The 14,688-nt window shown below is 61.0% G+C and carries 20 protein-coding genes; 11 read left to right on the forward strand and 9 right to left on the reverse strand.

Features of this window, described 5'->3' with window-relative positions; all coding sequences use genetic code 11:
- Nucleotides 1-17: 17 nt before the first annotated feature.
- Nucleotides 18-386: an ATP-dependent Clp protease adapter ClpS gene (clpS, locus tag Q8L50_RS05115; protein ID WP_305347580.1), complete on the reverse strand. Its 369-nt coding sequence runs from the start codon at nucleotides 384-386 to the stop codon at nucleotides 18-20.
- A gap of 195 nt (nucleotides 387-581) precedes the next feature.
- Nucleotides 582-1,835, reverse strand: coding sequence for an NADP-dependent isocitrate dehydrogenase (gene icd / locus Q8L50_RS05120; protein WP_305347581.1), 1,254 nt, complete (start codon nucleotides 1,833-1,835; stop codon nucleotides 582-584).
- Between the two features lie 205 nt (nucleotides 1,836-2,040).
- Here icd and Q8L50_RS05125 point away from each other — a divergent pair, with 205 nt between their 5' ends.
- Both Q8L50_RS05125 and Q8L50_RS05130 read left to right on the forward strand, forming a co-directional pair.
- On the forward strand, nucleotides 2,041-2,397 hold the full coding sequence (locus tag Q8L50_RS05125) for a cell envelope biogenesis protein TolA (RefSeq protein WP_305347582.1): 357 nt from the start codon (nucleotides 2,041-2,043) through the stop codon (nucleotides 2,395-2,397).
- Nucleotides 2,398-2,490: 93 nt separating this feature from the next.
- A complete protein-coding gene (locus Q8L50_RS05130; protein WP_305347583.1) occupies nucleotides 2,491-2,976 on the forward strand; it encodes a DUF192 domain-containing protein in 486 nt (161 codons plus the stop codon).
- Nucleotides 2,977-3,051: 75 nt separating this feature from the next.
- Here Q8L50_RS05130 and Q8L50_RS05135 read toward each other — a convergent pair whose 3' ends face one another.
- Both Q8L50_RS05135 and xseA read right to left on the reverse strand, forming a co-directional pair.
- Nucleotides 3,052-3,633 carry a superoxide dismutase gene (locus tag Q8L50_RS05135; protein ID WP_305347584.1) on the reverse strand — a complete coding sequence of 194 codons (582 nt, stop codon included), beginning with the start codon at nucleotides 3,631-3,633 and terminating at the stop codon, nucleotides 3,052-3,054.
- 81 nt (nucleotides 3,634-3,714) lie between these two features.
- The gene (gene xseA, locus Q8L50_RS05140) at nucleotides 3,715-5,010 is read right to left on the reverse strand and encodes an exodeoxyribonuclease VII large subunit (protein WP_305347585.1); all 1,296 of its coding nucleotides are present in this window, start codon (nucleotides 5,008-5,010) and stop codon (nucleotides 3,715-3,717) included.
- 339 nt (nucleotides 5,011-5,349) lie between these two features.
- Between xseA and Q8L50_RS05145 the strand changes: the two genes are divergently transcribed.
- The 6 genes from Q8L50_RS05145 (at nucleotide 5,350) to adk (ending at nucleotide 9,279) form a co-directional block, all read left to right on the forward strand.
- Complete coding sequence (locus tag Q8L50_RS05145) at nucleotides 5,350-5,988, forward strand: MotA/TolQ/ExbB proton channel family protein (RefSeq protein ID WP_305347586.1); 639 nt, start codon at nucleotides 5,350-5,352, stop codon at nucleotides 5,986-5,988.
- Between the two features lie 85 nt (nucleotides 5,989-6,073).
- On the forward strand, nucleotides 6,074-6,502 hold the full coding sequence (locus Q8L50_RS05150; RefSeq protein WP_305347587.1) for a biopolymer transporter ExbD: 429 nt from the start codon (nucleotides 6,074-6,076) through the stop codon (nucleotides 6,500-6,502).
- 2 nt (nucleotides 6,503-6,504) lie between these two features.
- Nucleotides 6,505-7,545 (forward strand): tetraacyldisaccharide 4'-kinase, encoded by a 1,041-nt coding sequence (gene lpxK / locus Q8L50_RS05155; RefSeq protein WP_305347588.1) that lies wholly within the window; start codon nucleotides 6,505-6,507, stop codon nucleotides 7,543-7,545.
- Nucleotides 7,526-7,708 (forward strand): Trm112 family protein, encoded by a 183-nt coding sequence (locus Q8L50_RS05160; protein ID WP_305347589.1) that lies wholly within the window; start codon nucleotides 7,526-7,528, stop codon nucleotides 7,706-7,708. Before lpxK ends, Q8L50_RS05160 begins: the two co-directional genes overlap by 20 nt.
- Nucleotides 7,709-7,754: 46 nt before the next feature.
- Complete coding sequence (gene kdsB, locus Q8L50_RS05165; RefSeq protein ID WP_305347590.1) at nucleotides 7,755-8,513, forward strand: 3-deoxy-manno-octulosonate cytidylyltransferase; 759 nt, start codon at nucleotides 7,755-7,757, stop codon at nucleotides 8,511-8,513.
- Nucleotides 8,514-8,622: 109 nt separating this feature from the next.
- Nucleotides 8,623-9,279: an adenylate kinase gene (adk, locus tag Q8L50_RS05170; RefSeq protein WP_305347591.1), complete on the forward strand. Its 657-nt coding sequence runs from the start codon at nucleotides 8,623-8,625 to the stop codon at nucleotides 9,277-9,279.
- A 63-nt stretch (nucleotides 9,280-9,342) separates the two neighbouring features.
- Here adk and Q8L50_RS05175 read toward each other — a convergent pair whose 3' ends face one another.
- The 3 genes from Q8L50_RS05175 to Q8L50_RS05185 are packed head-to-tail and all read right to left on the reverse strand — an operon-like array spanning nucleotide 9,343 to nucleotide 11,236.
- Nucleotides 9,343-9,822 (reverse strand): DUF6152 family protein, encoded by a 480-nt coding sequence (locus Q8L50_RS05175; protein WP_305347592.1) that lies wholly within the window; start codon nucleotides 9,820-9,822, stop codon nucleotides 9,343-9,345.
- An 11-nt stretch (nucleotides 9,823-9,833) separates the two neighbouring features.
- Nucleotides 9,834-10,253, reverse strand: coding sequence for a hypothetical protein (locus tag Q8L50_RS05180; protein WP_305347593.1), 420 nt, complete (start codon nucleotides 10,251-10,253; stop codon nucleotides 9,834-9,836).
- Between the two features lie 11 nt (nucleotides 10,254-10,264).
- Nucleotides 10,265-11,236, reverse strand: a complete 972-nt coding sequence (locus Q8L50_RS05185) for an asparaginase (RefSeq protein WP_305347594.1) — start codon at nucleotides 11,234-11,236, stop codon at nucleotides 10,265-10,267.
- Between the two features lie 138 nt (nucleotides 11,237-11,374).
- Here Q8L50_RS05185 and lexA point away from each other — a divergent pair, with 138 nt between their 5' ends.
- The 3 genes from lexA to Q8L50_RS05200 all read left to right on the forward strand — a co-directional run bounded on the left by lexA (nucleotide 11,375) and on the right by Q8L50_RS05200 (nucleotide 13,806).
- Nucleotides 11,375-12,064 (forward strand): transcriptional repressor LexA, encoded by a 690-nt coding sequence (lexA, locus tag Q8L50_RS05190; protein ID WP_305347595.1) that lies wholly within the window; start codon nucleotides 11,375-11,377, stop codon nucleotides 12,062-12,064.
- Between the two features lie 145 nt (nucleotides 12,065-12,209).
- On the forward strand, nucleotides 12,210-12,659 hold the full coding sequence (locus tag Q8L50_RS05195) for a hypothetical protein (protein ID WP_305347596.1): 450 nt from the start codon (nucleotides 12,210-12,212) through the stop codon (nucleotides 12,657-12,659).
- 139 nt (nucleotides 12,660-12,798) lie between these two features.
- Nucleotides 12,799-13,806 carry a D-2-hydroxyacid dehydrogenase family protein gene (locus Q8L50_RS05200; RefSeq protein ID WP_305347597.1) on the forward strand — a complete coding sequence of 336 codons (1,008 nt, stop codon included), beginning with the start codon at nucleotides 12,799-12,801 and terminating at the stop codon, nucleotides 13,804-13,806.
- A gap of 106 nt (nucleotides 13,807-13,912) precedes the next feature.
- Here Q8L50_RS05200 and Q8L50_RS05205 read toward each other — a convergent pair whose 3' ends face one another.
- Together Q8L50_RS05205 and Q8L50_RS05210 are read right to left on the reverse strand one after the other, a co-directional pair.
- Entirely contained in the window at nucleotides 13,913-14,509 is a 597-nt protein-coding gene (locus tag Q8L50_RS05205; protein WP_305347598.1) for a hypothetical protein, read from the reverse strand.
- A gap of 66 nt (nucleotides 14,510-14,575) precedes the next feature.
- The coding region (locus Q8L50_RS05210) for a transposase (protein WP_305347601.1) at nucleotides 14,576-14,688 on the reverse strand (113 nt) is incomplete at its 5' end.

The raw sequence follows: 14,688 nt of genomic DNA on the forward strand, positions 1-14,688 counted from the left end.
ATGGGCTGTTTTTTCCATTATTCAATGGGCTCGCACACACACTGCAGCGGGTGACCATTTTTTCGCGCCGCTTCCGTGACCTGATCGACCTTGGTGGAAGCCACATCCTTGGAAAACACGCCGCAAACACCTTTGCCGTCCAGGTGGATCTTCAGCATGATCTGGGTGGCAGTTTCGCGATCCTTGTTGAAAAATTCCTGAATCACCTCGACGACAAACTCCATGGGTGTGTAGTCGTCGTTGAGCAGCACCACCTGGAACATTTGAGGCGGTTTTGTCTTCTGGGGTCGTCGCTCCAGCACGACCGAATCCCCGCCGTTGGCGTCGTCCGGCTTGAAGACCGGCGCCTTGGGAATCGAGGGAGACCTGGGAGGTTTGCTTGCCATGGAATTCATTCTAGCCACCGCAATAGTCCGGTGTGTCTGACGGGGAAATTGGTGGCGGGGACGCGACAATCAATCACATCCAGTTGACTTTTGGGTTTCACATGCAAAAGGCCACGAAAAAAGCCGCCCGGCAGTGCCTGCGGCGGCTTGACAGCTTGTCCGGCGGGTCGCCCAGCGCCTCGCCAGAGCCTCCTTTTACATGTGATCGATCATGACCTGACCGAAGCCGGAGCAACTGACCTGTGTGGCGCCTTCCATGAGACGCGCGAAGTCGTAGGTGACTTTCTTGGACGCTATCGACTTTTCCATCGAACTGATGATCAGGTCCGCGGCTTCTATCCAGCCCATGTGGCGCAGCATCATCTCCGCAGACAGGATTTCCGAGCCCGGGTTGACGTAATCCTTGCCGGCGTATTTGGGCGCGGTCCCGTGCGTGGCTTCAAACATCGCGATGGTGTCGCTCAGGTTCGCGCCCGGGGCGATTCCGATGCCGCCGACCTGGGCTGCCAGGGCATCGGACACGTAGTCGCCGTTCAGATTCAGGGTGGCAATCACGCTGTATTCGGCCGGACGCAACAGGATTTGCTGCAGGAAAGCGTCGGCGATCGAATCCTTGACGGTGATTTCCTTGCCGGTTTTCGGGTTTTTGAACTTCATCCATGGACCGCCGTCGATCTCCACCGCGCCAAATTCCCTCGCGGCCAGCGCGTAAGCCCAGTCCCGGAAGCCACCTTCGGTGAACTTCATGATGTTGCCCTTGTGCACGATGGTCAGGCTGGGCTTGTCGTTGTCGATGGTGTACTGGATGGCCTTGCGCACAAGACGCTCCGTGCCTTCTCGCGAGACCGGTTTGATGCCGATGCCGGAAGTGTTGGGGAAGCGGATTTTCTTCACACCCATCTCGTCCTGCAGGAACTTGATGAGTTTTTTGGCCTTGTCGGACTCGGCCTCAAACTCGATGCCGGCGTAGATGTCTTCCGAGTTCTCGCGGAAAATCACCATGTTGGTCTTGTGCGGCTCTTTCACCGGCGACGGCACGCCTGCAAAGTACTGGATCGGGCGCAGGCAGACGTAGAGGTCCAGTTCCTGGCGCAAGGCGACATTGAGCGAGCGAATGCCACCACCGACCGGCGTGGTCAGCGGGCCCTTGATGGAGACCACATAGTCCTTGACCGCATGCAGGGTTTCCTCAGGCAACCAGACATCCGGGCCATACACCTTGGTCGACTTTTCACCGGCATAAACTTCCATCCAGTGGATTTTTTTCTTGCCGCCATAGGCTTTGGCGACCGCAGCATCGACGACCTTGAGCATGACCGGCGTGATGTCCGCGCCCGTACCGTCGCCTTCAATGAACGGAATGACCGGCTCGTCCGGCACATTGAGTGAATTGTCGGCATTGACGGTGATTTTCTGACCCTGGGCGGGCACCTTGATGTGCTGGTACATGTAGCGAAGTCTCCGGTATGCGCTGGAAAAGGCAGACAGGCTGCCCGGCGCGGTTTAGGTAATAACCCCTAAATTCTAGCCGCAAAAGATTTCATGAAAAGTTTTTGCAGCGCGTGTGTCAACCGCTTGCGAAGCGGCCTCGTTACGGTAGGGCCTCCGAAAAACTCGGGGTACTTTTTCAATAACATTCTCAAGGAAATTTCAAATGAACAAGATCCTCGCTGTTTTGATCGCTGGCCTCTTCTCCGCAGGTGCTTTTGCCGCTTCGCACGCTGGTGCTCCTATGGGCGCCGCTTCCAAGCCGGCTGCGCCTGCTGCCATGCCCGCAACACCAGCAACGCCTGCTGTCGCAGCAACGCCTGCCGCCCCAGCTGCCAAGGCTGACGCCAAAGCCATGAAAGCTGAAAAAGCCGCTGCTGCCAAGAAAGCCAAGGAAGAAAAAGCCGCTGCTGCCAAAGCCGCAAAAGCTGAAAAGGCCGCTGCCGCCAAAAAGGCCAAGGAAGAAAAAGCTGCTGCCGCCAAGAAAGCCAAAGAAGACAAAGCCGCTGCTGCCAAGAAGTAATTCTTCGCGCTGGACCAAAATGCCCGCCACGCGGGCATTTTTTATGACCGTCGTATATGCTGGTTTTCCAACTGACCGACCCTTGGTGACTCCATGCTCCTGAAATCCGACTCTGGCCGCCGCACCGCCTTCAAGCTGCTCTGCGCATCGGCTTTTTCCTTCACGGCCTTTGTGACCGCCATGGCGCAGGAAAGCCCGCAAATGAACCTGCCGCGTGTCAAGCTGTCCGTGGGCATGCACCAGATCGATGCGCAAGTGGCCCTGCAGCCCGAGCAGCGGCAGATCGGCCTGATGTTTCGAAAGGAAATGCCCGCCAGCGAAGGCATGTTGTTTGTCTTTGAGCAAGCCGGCAAGCAGTGTTTCTGGATGAAAAACACGTTGATACCCTTGACGGCTGCCTTTATCGCCGACGACGGTACTATTGTGAATCTGGCCGACATGAAGCCACTGGTCACCGACTCGCATTGCTCGGAAAAACCGGTGCGATATGTGCTGGAAATGAATGTGGGCTGGTTCGCCAAAAAACGCATCAAGGCGGGCGACAAGCTCAAAGGCCCGCCGTTTGACAAGGCGCGTTAGGGTGGAGCACCCGCGCTTTCGGGATTGACCACAAAAAAGCCGACTTGAAGTCGGCTTTTTCATGGGTGCCAGGGATCAGGCGAAATTGGCTTCGGCAAACGACCAGTTCACCAGGTTAGACAAAAATGTCTCGACAAACTTCGGGCGCTGGTTGCGGTAGTCGATGTAGTAGGCGTGCTCCCATACGTCCACCGTCATCAGCGCCTTGTCGGCAGTGGTCAGCGGCGTTCCGGCCGGGCCGGTGTTGACGATATCCACAGACCCATCGGCCTTTTTCACCAGCCAGGTCCAGCCGGACCCAAAGTTGCCGACTGCCGACTTCACAAAGGCTTCCTTGAAAGCCGCAAACGAACCAAACTTGGCATTGATCGCCGCAGCCAGCGCACCAGAGGGCTCGCCACCGCCTGCGGGCTTCATGCAGCTCCAGAAAAAAGTGTGGTTCCAGATCTGGGCCGCGTTGTTGTAAACACCACCACTGGATTTTTTCACGATCTCTTCCAGCGTCATGGCCTCAAATTCGGTGCCTTTTTGCAGGTTGTTGAGGTTGACCACATAGGCATTGTGGTGCTTGCCGTGGTGGTATTCGAAGGCCTCCTGGCTGTAATGGGGAGCCAGCGCGTCAATCGCGTAGGGCAGCGGTGGGAGCTTGTGTTCCATGGAGTTTTCCTCGTGGGGTGTTGTGTTGATGAAGCAAAAAAAGAGAAGGCGTCAAGCCGGTTCCACCGACCATTGTAAAAACTAAATCAGCCGCGGCGCAGAAACCGTCAAATCGACCTCGCCATCGGCAAGGGTAGCGCGCAGTGCCTGGCCGGGCTCGGTGCTGGACGCGCGGGTAACAGCCCGGCCTTGCAGGTCAGCCAGCCAGGCGTACCCGCGTTGCAGCACCAGGTGGGGGTCCAGAGGCGCCAGCCGCAGTTGCGCGCGCTCCAACTGACGCTCGTGCCGCTGCAGCGCCGCTGCCAGGGCCCGCGGAAGCGCCAGAGAAAAACTGTGCAGGGTGGTCTTTTGCTGCTGCACGCCAGACCGAAGCGCATATCGCAGGCGCTGGGCCTGGGCGGCCAGCCGGGCCCGCTGGCGCGTGACCGGATGAGAAGGCCGGCTGACGCTGGACGCGGCCCGGTCGAGTCGTTGCTGATGCGCCTGCAACTGTCTCTGCACGCCGTCCTGCATGCGGTCCCGGGCCAGCGCCAGGATGCCCTGCCAAGCGCTTTGCGGCTGGGCGCACATTTCTGCTGCTGCGGTGGGGGTAGGCGCGCGCAGGTCGGCGCAGAAGTCGGCAATCGTGAAGTCGGTCTCATGACCCACGCCTGACACCACGGGCATCGGCGCGGCCACAATCAGTCGCGCCAGTTGTTCATCGTTGAAAGCCCACAGGTCTTCCAGCGCTCCCCCGCCGCGAACCAGCAGCAACACATCCACCTCGGCGCGCTGATTGGCCTGACGCAGGGCATGGCACAACTCCCCCGGAGCCTGTGCGCCCTGGACGCTGGCGGGGTAAATCAACACCGGAATGTGCGGTGTACGGCGCTGCAATGCGGTCACTACGTCGTGCAGCGCGGCTGCACCCAGCGAAGTGACCACCCCGATGGCGCGCGGAAACAATGGCAGACCCCGTTTGCGCCCGGCGTCAAACAAGCCCTCGGCATCCAGTCGGCCCTTCAACAGCAAAAACTGCTCAAACAAGTTGCCTTGACCGGCCTGGCGCATCGACTCGGCGACCATCTGCAGTTCACCGCGCGGCTCATAAACTCCGAGCCGACCGCGCACTTCGACAAGTAGGCCATCGCGCGGCACGAAGTCCAGCAAGCCGGCAGCGCGGCGGAACATGGCACAACGGACCTGACCCTGCTCGTCTTTCAGCGAAAAGTAACAATGTCCACTGGCAGCACGCGCAAAGCCGCTGATTTCGCCTTTGACAGCCACCGGATTAAAACGGGCCTCCAGGCTGTCTGCAATGGCCCGCAGCAACGAGCCGACGGGCCACACCCGCGGACCTGCAGGCGGGCTCTCCTGAGCGACGGCGGTTTCATACATCGAAGAAACCCCTCATAACGCGGGTGTAATACTCCACAGACGGGCGTGCCGACTGGGTCAAACCCGTGGTTTGCTGCGGAAAGTAAGATGAATTCGTGTAAGTCATTGATTTATAACAACTTTAATCTGCCCAAATTTTCATCATTTTGTCACAGTGTCCATTTGGCGCGGTCTGGCGGCCTGTAGCCGGGTACTTGCCCACAAAGTTATCCACATCTTCTGTGAGTTACGTCCTACATGCGGCACTGTGCCGGATGTGGTCACGAGACAAGCGAGTGGAAGGGATTGCGCCGGTGTGTAGGCCATAATCCAGAGCAACTATTTGCCAGGAGATTTTTCTTGTTTTCCATCATACAAGCCGCAGGCTGGCCGATCTGGCCCTTGATTGCCTGCTCGGTATTGGCTCTGGCATTGGTGATCGAGCGTTTTAGCAGCCTTAAAACCTCCAAGATAGCGCCGGCCCAACTTCTTGACGAAGCCATCACCGTGTCGCGTAACTCTGTTCCGGCGCCGGACGTGGTGGCGCATCTGGAGCAAAACTCCCTGCTCGGTCAGGTGCTGGCCAGTGGTTTTCGCGCGCTCAACGTCAACCCGCGCATCAGCGAGGACGACCTGCGTTCTACCCTGGAAGGCGCCGGCCGGCGGGCCGCCCACACGCTGGAGCGTTACCTGGCGGCGCTGGCCACCATCGCTTCAGCAGCGCCCCTGCTGGGGCTACTGGGCACCGTGATTGGCATGATTGAAATTTTTGGCTCGCAGGCTGGCAGCGGTGGTGTCGCCAGCGCCTCGGGTGGCAACCCGGCGCAGCTGGCGCAGGGTATTTCGATTGCGCTGTACAACACGGCGTTTGGCCTGATTGTCGCGATTCCGTCGTTGATTTTCTGGCGCTATTTCCGCGCCCGGGTGGACGGCTTTCTGCTGACCATGGAAATTGCATCAGAGCGTTTTGTGCGCCATCTGCACACCCTGAGAAAATGATGACCCCCTCGATCGTCGCTTCGCGTAAACCGCTCCCCATCCGGGCGGCCGTGCTTGCAGGGCGCGGCCCGGCGCTGCGCACATCATGAACTTTCGCGGTACCTCGAGGGACGAGCCAGAGATCAACCTGATCCCCTTTATCGACGTGTTGCTGGTGGTCCTGATCTTTTTGATGTTGTCCACCACCTACAGCAAATTCACCGAATTGCAGATCAAGCTGCCGGTCGCCGACGCGGACCAGCAGCGCGACTACCCGAAGGAAGTGATCGTGGCGGTCAGCAGCGATGGCCGCTACATGGTCGGCAAGATGCCGGTTGAGGGCCGAAGTATCGAGGCCCTGAGCAGTGCCATGACGGCCGCTGCCAAGGCCGGCAAGGACAGCGTGATCATCATCAGCGCCGACGCCAGCGCCACCCACCAGTCGGTGATCACCGTGATGGAAGCGGCCAGGCGCAGCGGCCTGACCCAGATCACCTTTGCCACCCAGAGCGCGGCCCAGGCCGGCGCCCGGTAAACGTGGCCCAGTGTCTGCAGCGGGCCTGGCTGCGGCGCGGCGCGGCGGCCTGCCTGCTGTGGCCAGCGGCGCAACTGTTTGCCCTGCTCACCGCTTTGCGCCGGTTTTTGTACCGCAGCAATTTTCTCAAATCAACGCGCGTGCGCGCCCCTGTAGTGATGGTGGGCAACGTGGTGGCGGGGGGCGCTGGCAAAACGCCAGCGGTGATCGCGCTGGTCAAGCACCTGCAGGCTCGGGGCATCAGCGCGGGCGTGATTTCACGCGGTTATGGCCGTACCGGCCAGGCCTGCCAGCAGGTCTTGCCGGACACCCCCATTGAGCAGTCTGGCGACGAACCAGCCCTTATAGCCCGTGCGACAGGCGCTCCTGTTTTTGTAGCACAGCGGCGGGCCGACGCAGCGCAGGCACTGCTCGCCAAACACCCAGCGGTGCAGGTGATTGTTTCTGACGATGGCCTGCAGCATTACGCCTTGCACCGCGACATTGAAATTGCAGTTTTTGACGAGCGTGGCGCGGGCAACGGCTGGCTGTTGCCGGCTGGCCCCTTGCGTGAGCCCTGGCCGCAACGTCTGCAGCGCAGCGGCCGTGCAGGCGGCTGCGGCCTCGACCTGGTGCTGCACACCGGCGAACACTCGGCTTTTGAAGGGTTCAGTTCCACACGGCGCCTGGCAGACGACGCGCGGCGTGAGGACGGCAGCCGCGTGCCGTTGGCAAGCCTGGCAGGCCAGCCCCTGCTGGCGCTCGCTGGTATCGCCAAACCCGAGGCCTTTTTTGCCATGCTCAGGGCACGCGGACTGCTTCTGGCCGAAACCCGCGCGCTTCCCGATCACTACTCTTTTGATAGCTACCCACGCAAGGCGGACAAGGGATACACCGTGATTTGTACCGAAAAAGATGCGATAAAGCTGTTTTCGAAGCAGCCCAACGTGTTGGCCGTGCCGCTGGAGTTTTCCCCCGAGCCGGCATTTTTTTCAGCTCTGGACGCCTTGCTGACGCCCCTCCTTTCTCCATTACCATCGCCGCATGGACACCAAACTGCTTGAACTCCTGGTCTGCCCCGTGACCAAAGGCCCCTTGACCTATGACCGCGACAAACAGGAACTGGTATCGCGCAGCGCGCGCCTGGCCTACCCGATACGTGACGGCCTGCCGGTGATGCTGGAAGTCGAGGCGCGGACACTCACAGACGAGGAACTAGGCCGGTGAAGCTGCTATTTTCCAGACGCGAAACCCGGGCTGCGGCGCTGCCGCCATGAGTTTTACCGTCCTGATTCCGGCACGCCTTGCCTCCACCCGCCTGCCCAACAAACCGCTGGCCGACATCGTCGGCGTACCCATGGTGGTGCGGGTTGCGCAGCGGGCGCTGCTGAGCAGCGCTTCGCGCGCGGTAGTGGCCACCGACAGCCAGCAGGTCATGGACGCCTGCGCCAGTTTCGGTGTGGCGACGGTGCGCACGCGCGCAGACCACGCAAGCGGCAGCGACCGGCTGGCCGAGGCCTGCGAATTGCTGGGTCTGGAAGACTCGGAATATGTGGTCAATGTGCAGGGCGACGAGCCGCTGATAGACCCGGCCCTGATTGATGCGGTGGCCAACCTGCTGCAGCAGCGCGGCGACTGCGCCATGAGCACCGCCGCCCACGCCATTGACACGCTGGAAGACCTGCGCAACCCCAACATCGTCAAAGTGGTACTGGACGCACGCCACACCGCCCTGTATTTCAGCCGCTCGGCCATTCCCGCAGCGCGCGACCATGCGAACCAGGCCTGGTGGCAAGGCGGTAGCGGCTTGCCAGCACCGCTGCGGCATGTGGGCATTTACGGCTACCGCGCCGGGTTTTTGCGGCAATTTCCGGCGCTGCCGCAGGCGCCTCTGGAGCAGCTCGAATCGCTTGAACAACTGCGCGCGCTCTGGCACGGCCACCGGATTGCGGTGCATATCAGCGCCCACGCTCCCGGCCCCGGCGTCGATACCCCGGAGGACCTGGAGCGGGTGCGCGCGATGTTTCTGTAAGCCCTGACAGAGGGACGCATGCTATCCTCAAGCCCAAAATACGGTGTGGCGGGCCAGCAAGGACAGCTGCCAGACCCTCCGCCAAAGTCACAAGAATTCGAGGACATCCATGAGACTGATTTTGTTGGGCGCGCCCGGCGCAGGCAAAGGGACGCAAGCCACCTTTATTTGCCAAAAATACGGGATTCCCCAGATTTCCACCGGTGACATGTTGCGCGCTGCGGTCAAGGCAGGCACGCCTCTGGGCATTGAAGCCAAAAAAATCATGGACTCCGGCGGCCTGGTGGGCGACGAGCTGATCATCAACCTGGTAAAAGACCGTATCGCCCAGCCCGACTGCGCCAAAGGTTTTCTGTTTGACGGTTTTCCGCGCACGCTGCCGCAAGCCGATGCGATGAAAGCCGCAGGCGTCAAGCTTGATTACGTGCTGGAAATCGACGTGCCTTTCGAGGCCATCATCGAGCGCATGAGCGGGCGCCGCTCACATCCAGCCTCGGGCCGCACCTACCACGTCAAGTTCAACCCGCCCAGGGCCGAAGGCGTGGACGACGTGACCGGCGAGCCGCTGATTCAGCGCGAAGACGACAAGGAAGAAACGGTGCGCAAGCGGCTGGAGGTCTACAGCGCGCAGACGCGTCCGCTGGTGGACTATTACTCCAGCTGGGCCAAGGCGGCACCCGGCGCCGCGCCGCAATACCGCGCCATCAGTGGCATGGGCGGCGTCGATGAAATCACCAGCCGGGCGTTTGAGGCGCTGTCGAGCTGAATCGGCTGCAGGCCGCATGCAAAAAGGCCGTCCATGGACGGCCTTTTGCGTGGTGCCGGAGATTCAGGCCGGGCTGGACCGCAAGCCGTAAACCTTGCCGTCCACAAACAGATATTCGGCACGTAACACCGCCTCGCCCTTCTCGCCCGTCAGCGTAAAACCCAGCACGGCGATCTGCGTCCCGGCTTTGATCTCAGCCACCTTCCAGGCCTGAAGGCGCGTCAGCGGCGCCAGCTCTATCTCCCAGCGCGTGTCCTTGCGGGTGGGTAAAACCGCTTTCGCCAGCAGGGCCTTGCCGTCAATCGGCGCGGTCTGGGCCGGCAGCGCACGCTGGGCCAGATCGGGCGGCAACTTCAACCCGGCGGGCAGGTCAATTTCCAGCTCTGCATGCGGGTTTTGCCAAGTGGATTTAGCCACCCTGCCCTCCAGGTAGATGGGCCGTTCCTGGTCAAAACTGCTCCAGCCATGGTGGGCCAGGGCCGCAGGCAGCACACTGGCGCCAGACAGCGCCAGCGAAGACTTGATCAGATCGCGTCGTTTCATTCGTCAACTCCTCACAGGTAGGCGATCCAGCGGCCACAGGCGAGCACGGCAAGCCAGATCAGGGTGGACAGCACCATTTGCGCACGCGCCAGTCCATCGAGCTTGTCCAGCGACGCGCGGCCATGGAACCAGCCTGCATTACACGCTGCCGCCAATAACAGCAGCATCTTCAGGGTGAAAGCGCGATTCGCGAGCAGTTCGGCCGGCTGCGACGCAAACATCAACAGCCCGGACGCCGCAGCGATCGAAAACCCGACCGCCGCCAGTCCCAGGCTCAGGCGCGCCAGGGCCCGGACCGGCAAGGCCGCGCCCAGACCAAAAACCCGCAGTTCCAGCAGCACCAGATTGCCCAGCAGCAAGGCAATGCCGCAAATGTGCACGATCTCCAGCGCCGGATAGGCCCACAGGTGAGAGCGCAGGGCTGCAAACATGCTCAAAGTCGTCAAGCCGGAGCGTCTGACGCGGCCAGCAACTCCAGCAGCAGGCTGATCCGTGCCTTCACCGGGCTCAGGCCTTGCGAGTCCGCCAGCGCGTCATCCGGACTGGACAGAACCCGTCCTTCCAGGCAGCGGGTAGCACGTACCACCTTGACGCCCGCCGCCTGCGCCTGCAGCAGTGCCGACTCCAGTGCATGGTGCAGCGAGCCGTTGCCGGTACCCGCCACCACCAGACCCCTCACCCCGTCGGCCACCAGCGCACGCACCACCGCCCCGTCCGCGCCCGCGTGGCTCAAAACGATGTCCACCCGCGGCCAGCGCCGCTTCTCTCCCAAATTTGCTATGTTTTTCATAGCTGTTTGCGCTTGCCCAGCAGGGGCTGCAGGCCAATTTCGCAACAAACGCAAACCGCCGTTCTCGACATAGGCCAGTGGCCCGGCATCGCCGGAGCTGAAGGCGTCAAGCCTGTAGGTATGCACCTTCTGCACCTCTCTGGCGCCGTGCACGACCCCGGCGCAGACGGCCAGTACTCCGCACGCACCCGGATGCGACGCAACAGCCACTGCATCCAGCAGGTTTTGCGGCCCGTCCGGCGCCAGCGCGGTGGCGGGGCGCATGGCACAGGTCAGCACTACTGGTTTGTCCGGGCCCAAAAGGGCCTGCAAAAACCAGGCGGTTTCCTCCAGCGTGTCGGTGCCGTGGGTGATGACCATGCCTTGCACATCGGCCTGGGCCAGATGATGGCTGACCCGCCGCACCAGACGCGCCCAGATGTCAAAGTCCATGTCCTTGCTGTCGACCTGGGCCAGCTGCTCCGTTAACAACTCCCAGGGGCCGGCGGCCAGTGCCGGGACCGCCGCCACCAGCTGGACTACGCCCAACTGCGCAGCGGTGTAGCCAAGGTGATCTGAAGCACTTGCAGCGGTGCCTGCGATCGTGCCGCCGGTACCCAGAACCACGATCTTTTTCCTGTCCATTCACACCTCCTTCTCAATTTTTCTTGCGTTCGGCAAAAAACTGGATGAAAATACAGCTACTGGATATTAAAACAGCTGCCCCGAATTTGCCTTGTTCCAGTTTGCAAGTCCGCTGTGTTACCCCAAGGAGTCACCGCCATGAACTTCAACGTTTTCCCCGAAATGCCCAAACTCACCGCGCGCCAGCAGCAAATCCTCGAGCTGATCCAGAGCGCCATCGCCCGCACAGGTGCGCCCCCGACCCGCGCGGAAATTGCCAACGAGCTGGGTTTCAAATCGGCCAATGCAGCCGAGGAGCATTTGCAGGCACTGGCCCGCAAAGGCGTGATCGAACTGGTCAGCGGTACCTCGCGCGGCATTCGCCTGCGCAGCGATACCCTGCGCTCCATCCACGAGTCCCGTATCAAACAGTTTTCCCTGCCCTTGCAAAGCCTGGCCCAACTCGCCCTGCCGCTGGTGGGGCGGGTTGCTGCTGGCAGCCCCATTCTCGCGCAGGAGCATGTAGACCGCACTTATTACTTCGAAAGCAGCCTGTTCCAGCGCCAGCCCGACTACCTGCTCAAGGTACGCGGCATGAGCATGCGTGACGCCGGCATCATGGACGGAGACCTGCTGGCCGTGCAGCAAAGCAAAGAGGCCAAAAATGGCCAGATTGTGGTGGCACGCCTTGGTGATGAGGTCACGGTCAAGCGTTTTCGCCGCACCAAAAACCTCATTGAGCTGCTGCCTGAAAACCCGGATTTCAAAACCATCGTGGTTGAACCCGGAGAAGCCTTCGAGATCGAGGGCCTTGCGGTCGGCCTGATCCGCAACACCATGCTGATGTAAGCCATACAGGGAGCCCCACCAGGGGAATCCGCCGAAGGTCTTTCCGTGCAGCAGGTGGCGGGCGTTTGGTCGCGTGGACCAACACCCTGCTGTGGCGGATGTTCTGTTTGCAATCCTGCCTGTGTTACCTCTATCAGGAGTTCTCATGGGAATCGCCGTTTTTTCACGTTCAGCCGCCATCGGGGCCATCACCACCGCAAGCAGTGCTGGCAGCAGCCTTGCGGCAGTTCGTACTGTCTGGCAATCGATAGCCGCGCGGTTTCGCCCGGCTCCGCCGACACCGGTGCCCGTCCCTTTTATGCTCGCTGTAGCAGCACAACGTCTCGCGCCTGGCGTATCCGGCGCACCTGCGACACCGCCACTTTCCATAAAAACCGTAGCAGTTCACGCAATCCACGCAACGGCCAACGGCCAGAAACATTGCCAAACGGTGCTAAAGGCAAGCTCACCGCGGCGCCTCAAGGTGGTTCGTGAGTTTGAAGCGGGCATCAGCCCGTCATGCGCCGGACGCATGGTGATTTCAGGCCGCATGGCCGATGTCTGTGCCGAACTGGAGCGCATGGCCCAGAAGGAATCGCTTGCACAGCCTGGTTGAGCGCGGGTGAGCAGGCCATCACCGCGCGCGGCACTTCGCCCTTTGGCGGCAGATGCCCCGGTTGCTTTCCGGTACATGTTGCCGCTATGCGACCATTCTTGTGGCGGGCGTTGGCAGAACTTGCAGGCACAATATCGGCATGAATATTGTGATCCTTGACGATTATCAGGATGCGGTGCGCAAGCTGGCTTGTTCAGCCAAACTCGATGCTTACCAAGCCAAGGTTTACACCAATACCGTCAAGGGCATCGGCCAGCTTTCCGTGCGACTCAAGGACGCTGACGTAGTGGTGCTGATCCGCGAACGGACTCCTTTGCACCGCCAGCTGATAGAAAAACTGCCGCGCCTGAAGATGATTGCCCAGACGGGCCGCGTTGGCGCCCATGTGGATGTGGCAGCCTGTACCGAACGCGGCATCGTGGTGGCCGAAGGGGCTGGTTCACCGATAGCACCGGCAGAACTGACCTGGGCGTTGATCATGGCGGCCGCGCGCCGCATTCCACACTACGTATCGCATCTCAAACATGGCGCCTGGCAGCAGGCCGGGCTGAAAAATGCGTCCATGCCGGCCAATTTTGGTGTCGGATCGGTACTCAAGGGTAAAACCCTGGGTATCTGGAGCTACGGCAAGATCGGTCAGCTCGTAGCGGCTTACGGGCGGGCTTTTGGCATGCGGGTGCTGGTCTGGGGCAGCCAGGCCTCGCGCGCCCGCGCCCAGGCCGATGGTTATGAGGTCGCTCTGTCCAAAAACGAATTTTTTCAGGACAGTGACATTTTGAGCCTGCACCTGAGGCTGCAGGAAGAGACCCGGGGCGTTGTCACGCTGGAGGACCTGTCGCGCATGAAAACATCGTCCATCCTGGTCAATACCTCACGCGCAGAGCTGCTGGAGCCCGAAGCCCTGATAGCGGGACTGAACCGCGGTCGCCCCGGACTGGCCGCAGTGGATGTGTTCGAGTCCGAGCCCATCCTGCAAGGCCACGCACTGCTGCGGCTGGAAAACTGCATCTGTACACCGCACATCGGCTATGTCGAGCAGGAGAGTTATGAGATGTATTTTGGCTCTGCGTTTGACAATGTGGTCAATTTCATCAAGGGCACACCGACCAACATCGTCAACCCCGGCGCCCTGCAGGTCAGGCGCTGACGGGCGGCGCTGAGCCGCTTTTGCGGGTTTTGCGGGTTTTGCGGGTTTTGGATCATCCTGGTGTCCGGCAGGCTCACCGGGCCAGACCGCCAAAATCCGCGAGGGCTTATGTCCGGCCAGGCCGGTCCAGGTCATCCGGCCTGTAGCCGGTGTCGTAGTCGTCAAAGTCCACCAGCGAATCCAGGCCCGTCGGTCGCTTTGAGTTGCGCGGCATATACAGCGGCGCGGAAATCGAAGCCGCCCCGGCGCGTTCACTCTCCTTGCGCCTGGCGGTATGCAACAGGTCGGCCAGCCCGGACTGCGTTTCGCTTCTGTCCAGACTGCGCCGCGACTCGCGCTCTCTGGCAGAAGCCCCCGCTCGGGCATCCTGGGGCGAAGGTCTGGCAGATCGCGCATCGTCGCCAGAAAGCTGACTCAGGTCGATGTCCAGCCCGAGGCGCGGCGAAGAGCGTGGCTGCATCGCAAGTTCAGCGCCTCGCGTAACCGCATCGGCACCGCTCGGTCCTGCTTCACTGTCAATGATTTCCCGACCTACGGCATGAAGCAGCAGCAGTTCGCGGTACTCTTCGAGCGTCAGCACCTCCGCCGGGTTGCCGGGGTCGCGAAACAGGGCATCTTCAAGCACATGAAAAACCTGCCGGGTTGGCCAGACGGCCTGCACCCGAAGCAACACGGCCGCGTAAGCCTTGGTGCCTGCGGCCACACCTCCAAAGCTCCGGAACGGTGCAACATGCATCTTGAGGAGCTTCGTTGAATTCACTGTGAATTTCTAGGCCATCGCCAAATTCAACTTGCCACAATGAAACAAAATTCTTGCCCGGTAGTTGGTGAAATTACGGAACCCACGGGCATTGGCCTTGATGAGTTGGATGGCGCTGTTGA

This window comes from Polaromonas sp. (assembly GCF_030680935.1).
In the GTDB taxonomy this organism is placed as follows: Bacteria; Pseudomonadota; Gammaproteobacteria; order Burkholderiales; family Burkholderiaceae_C; genus Polaromonas.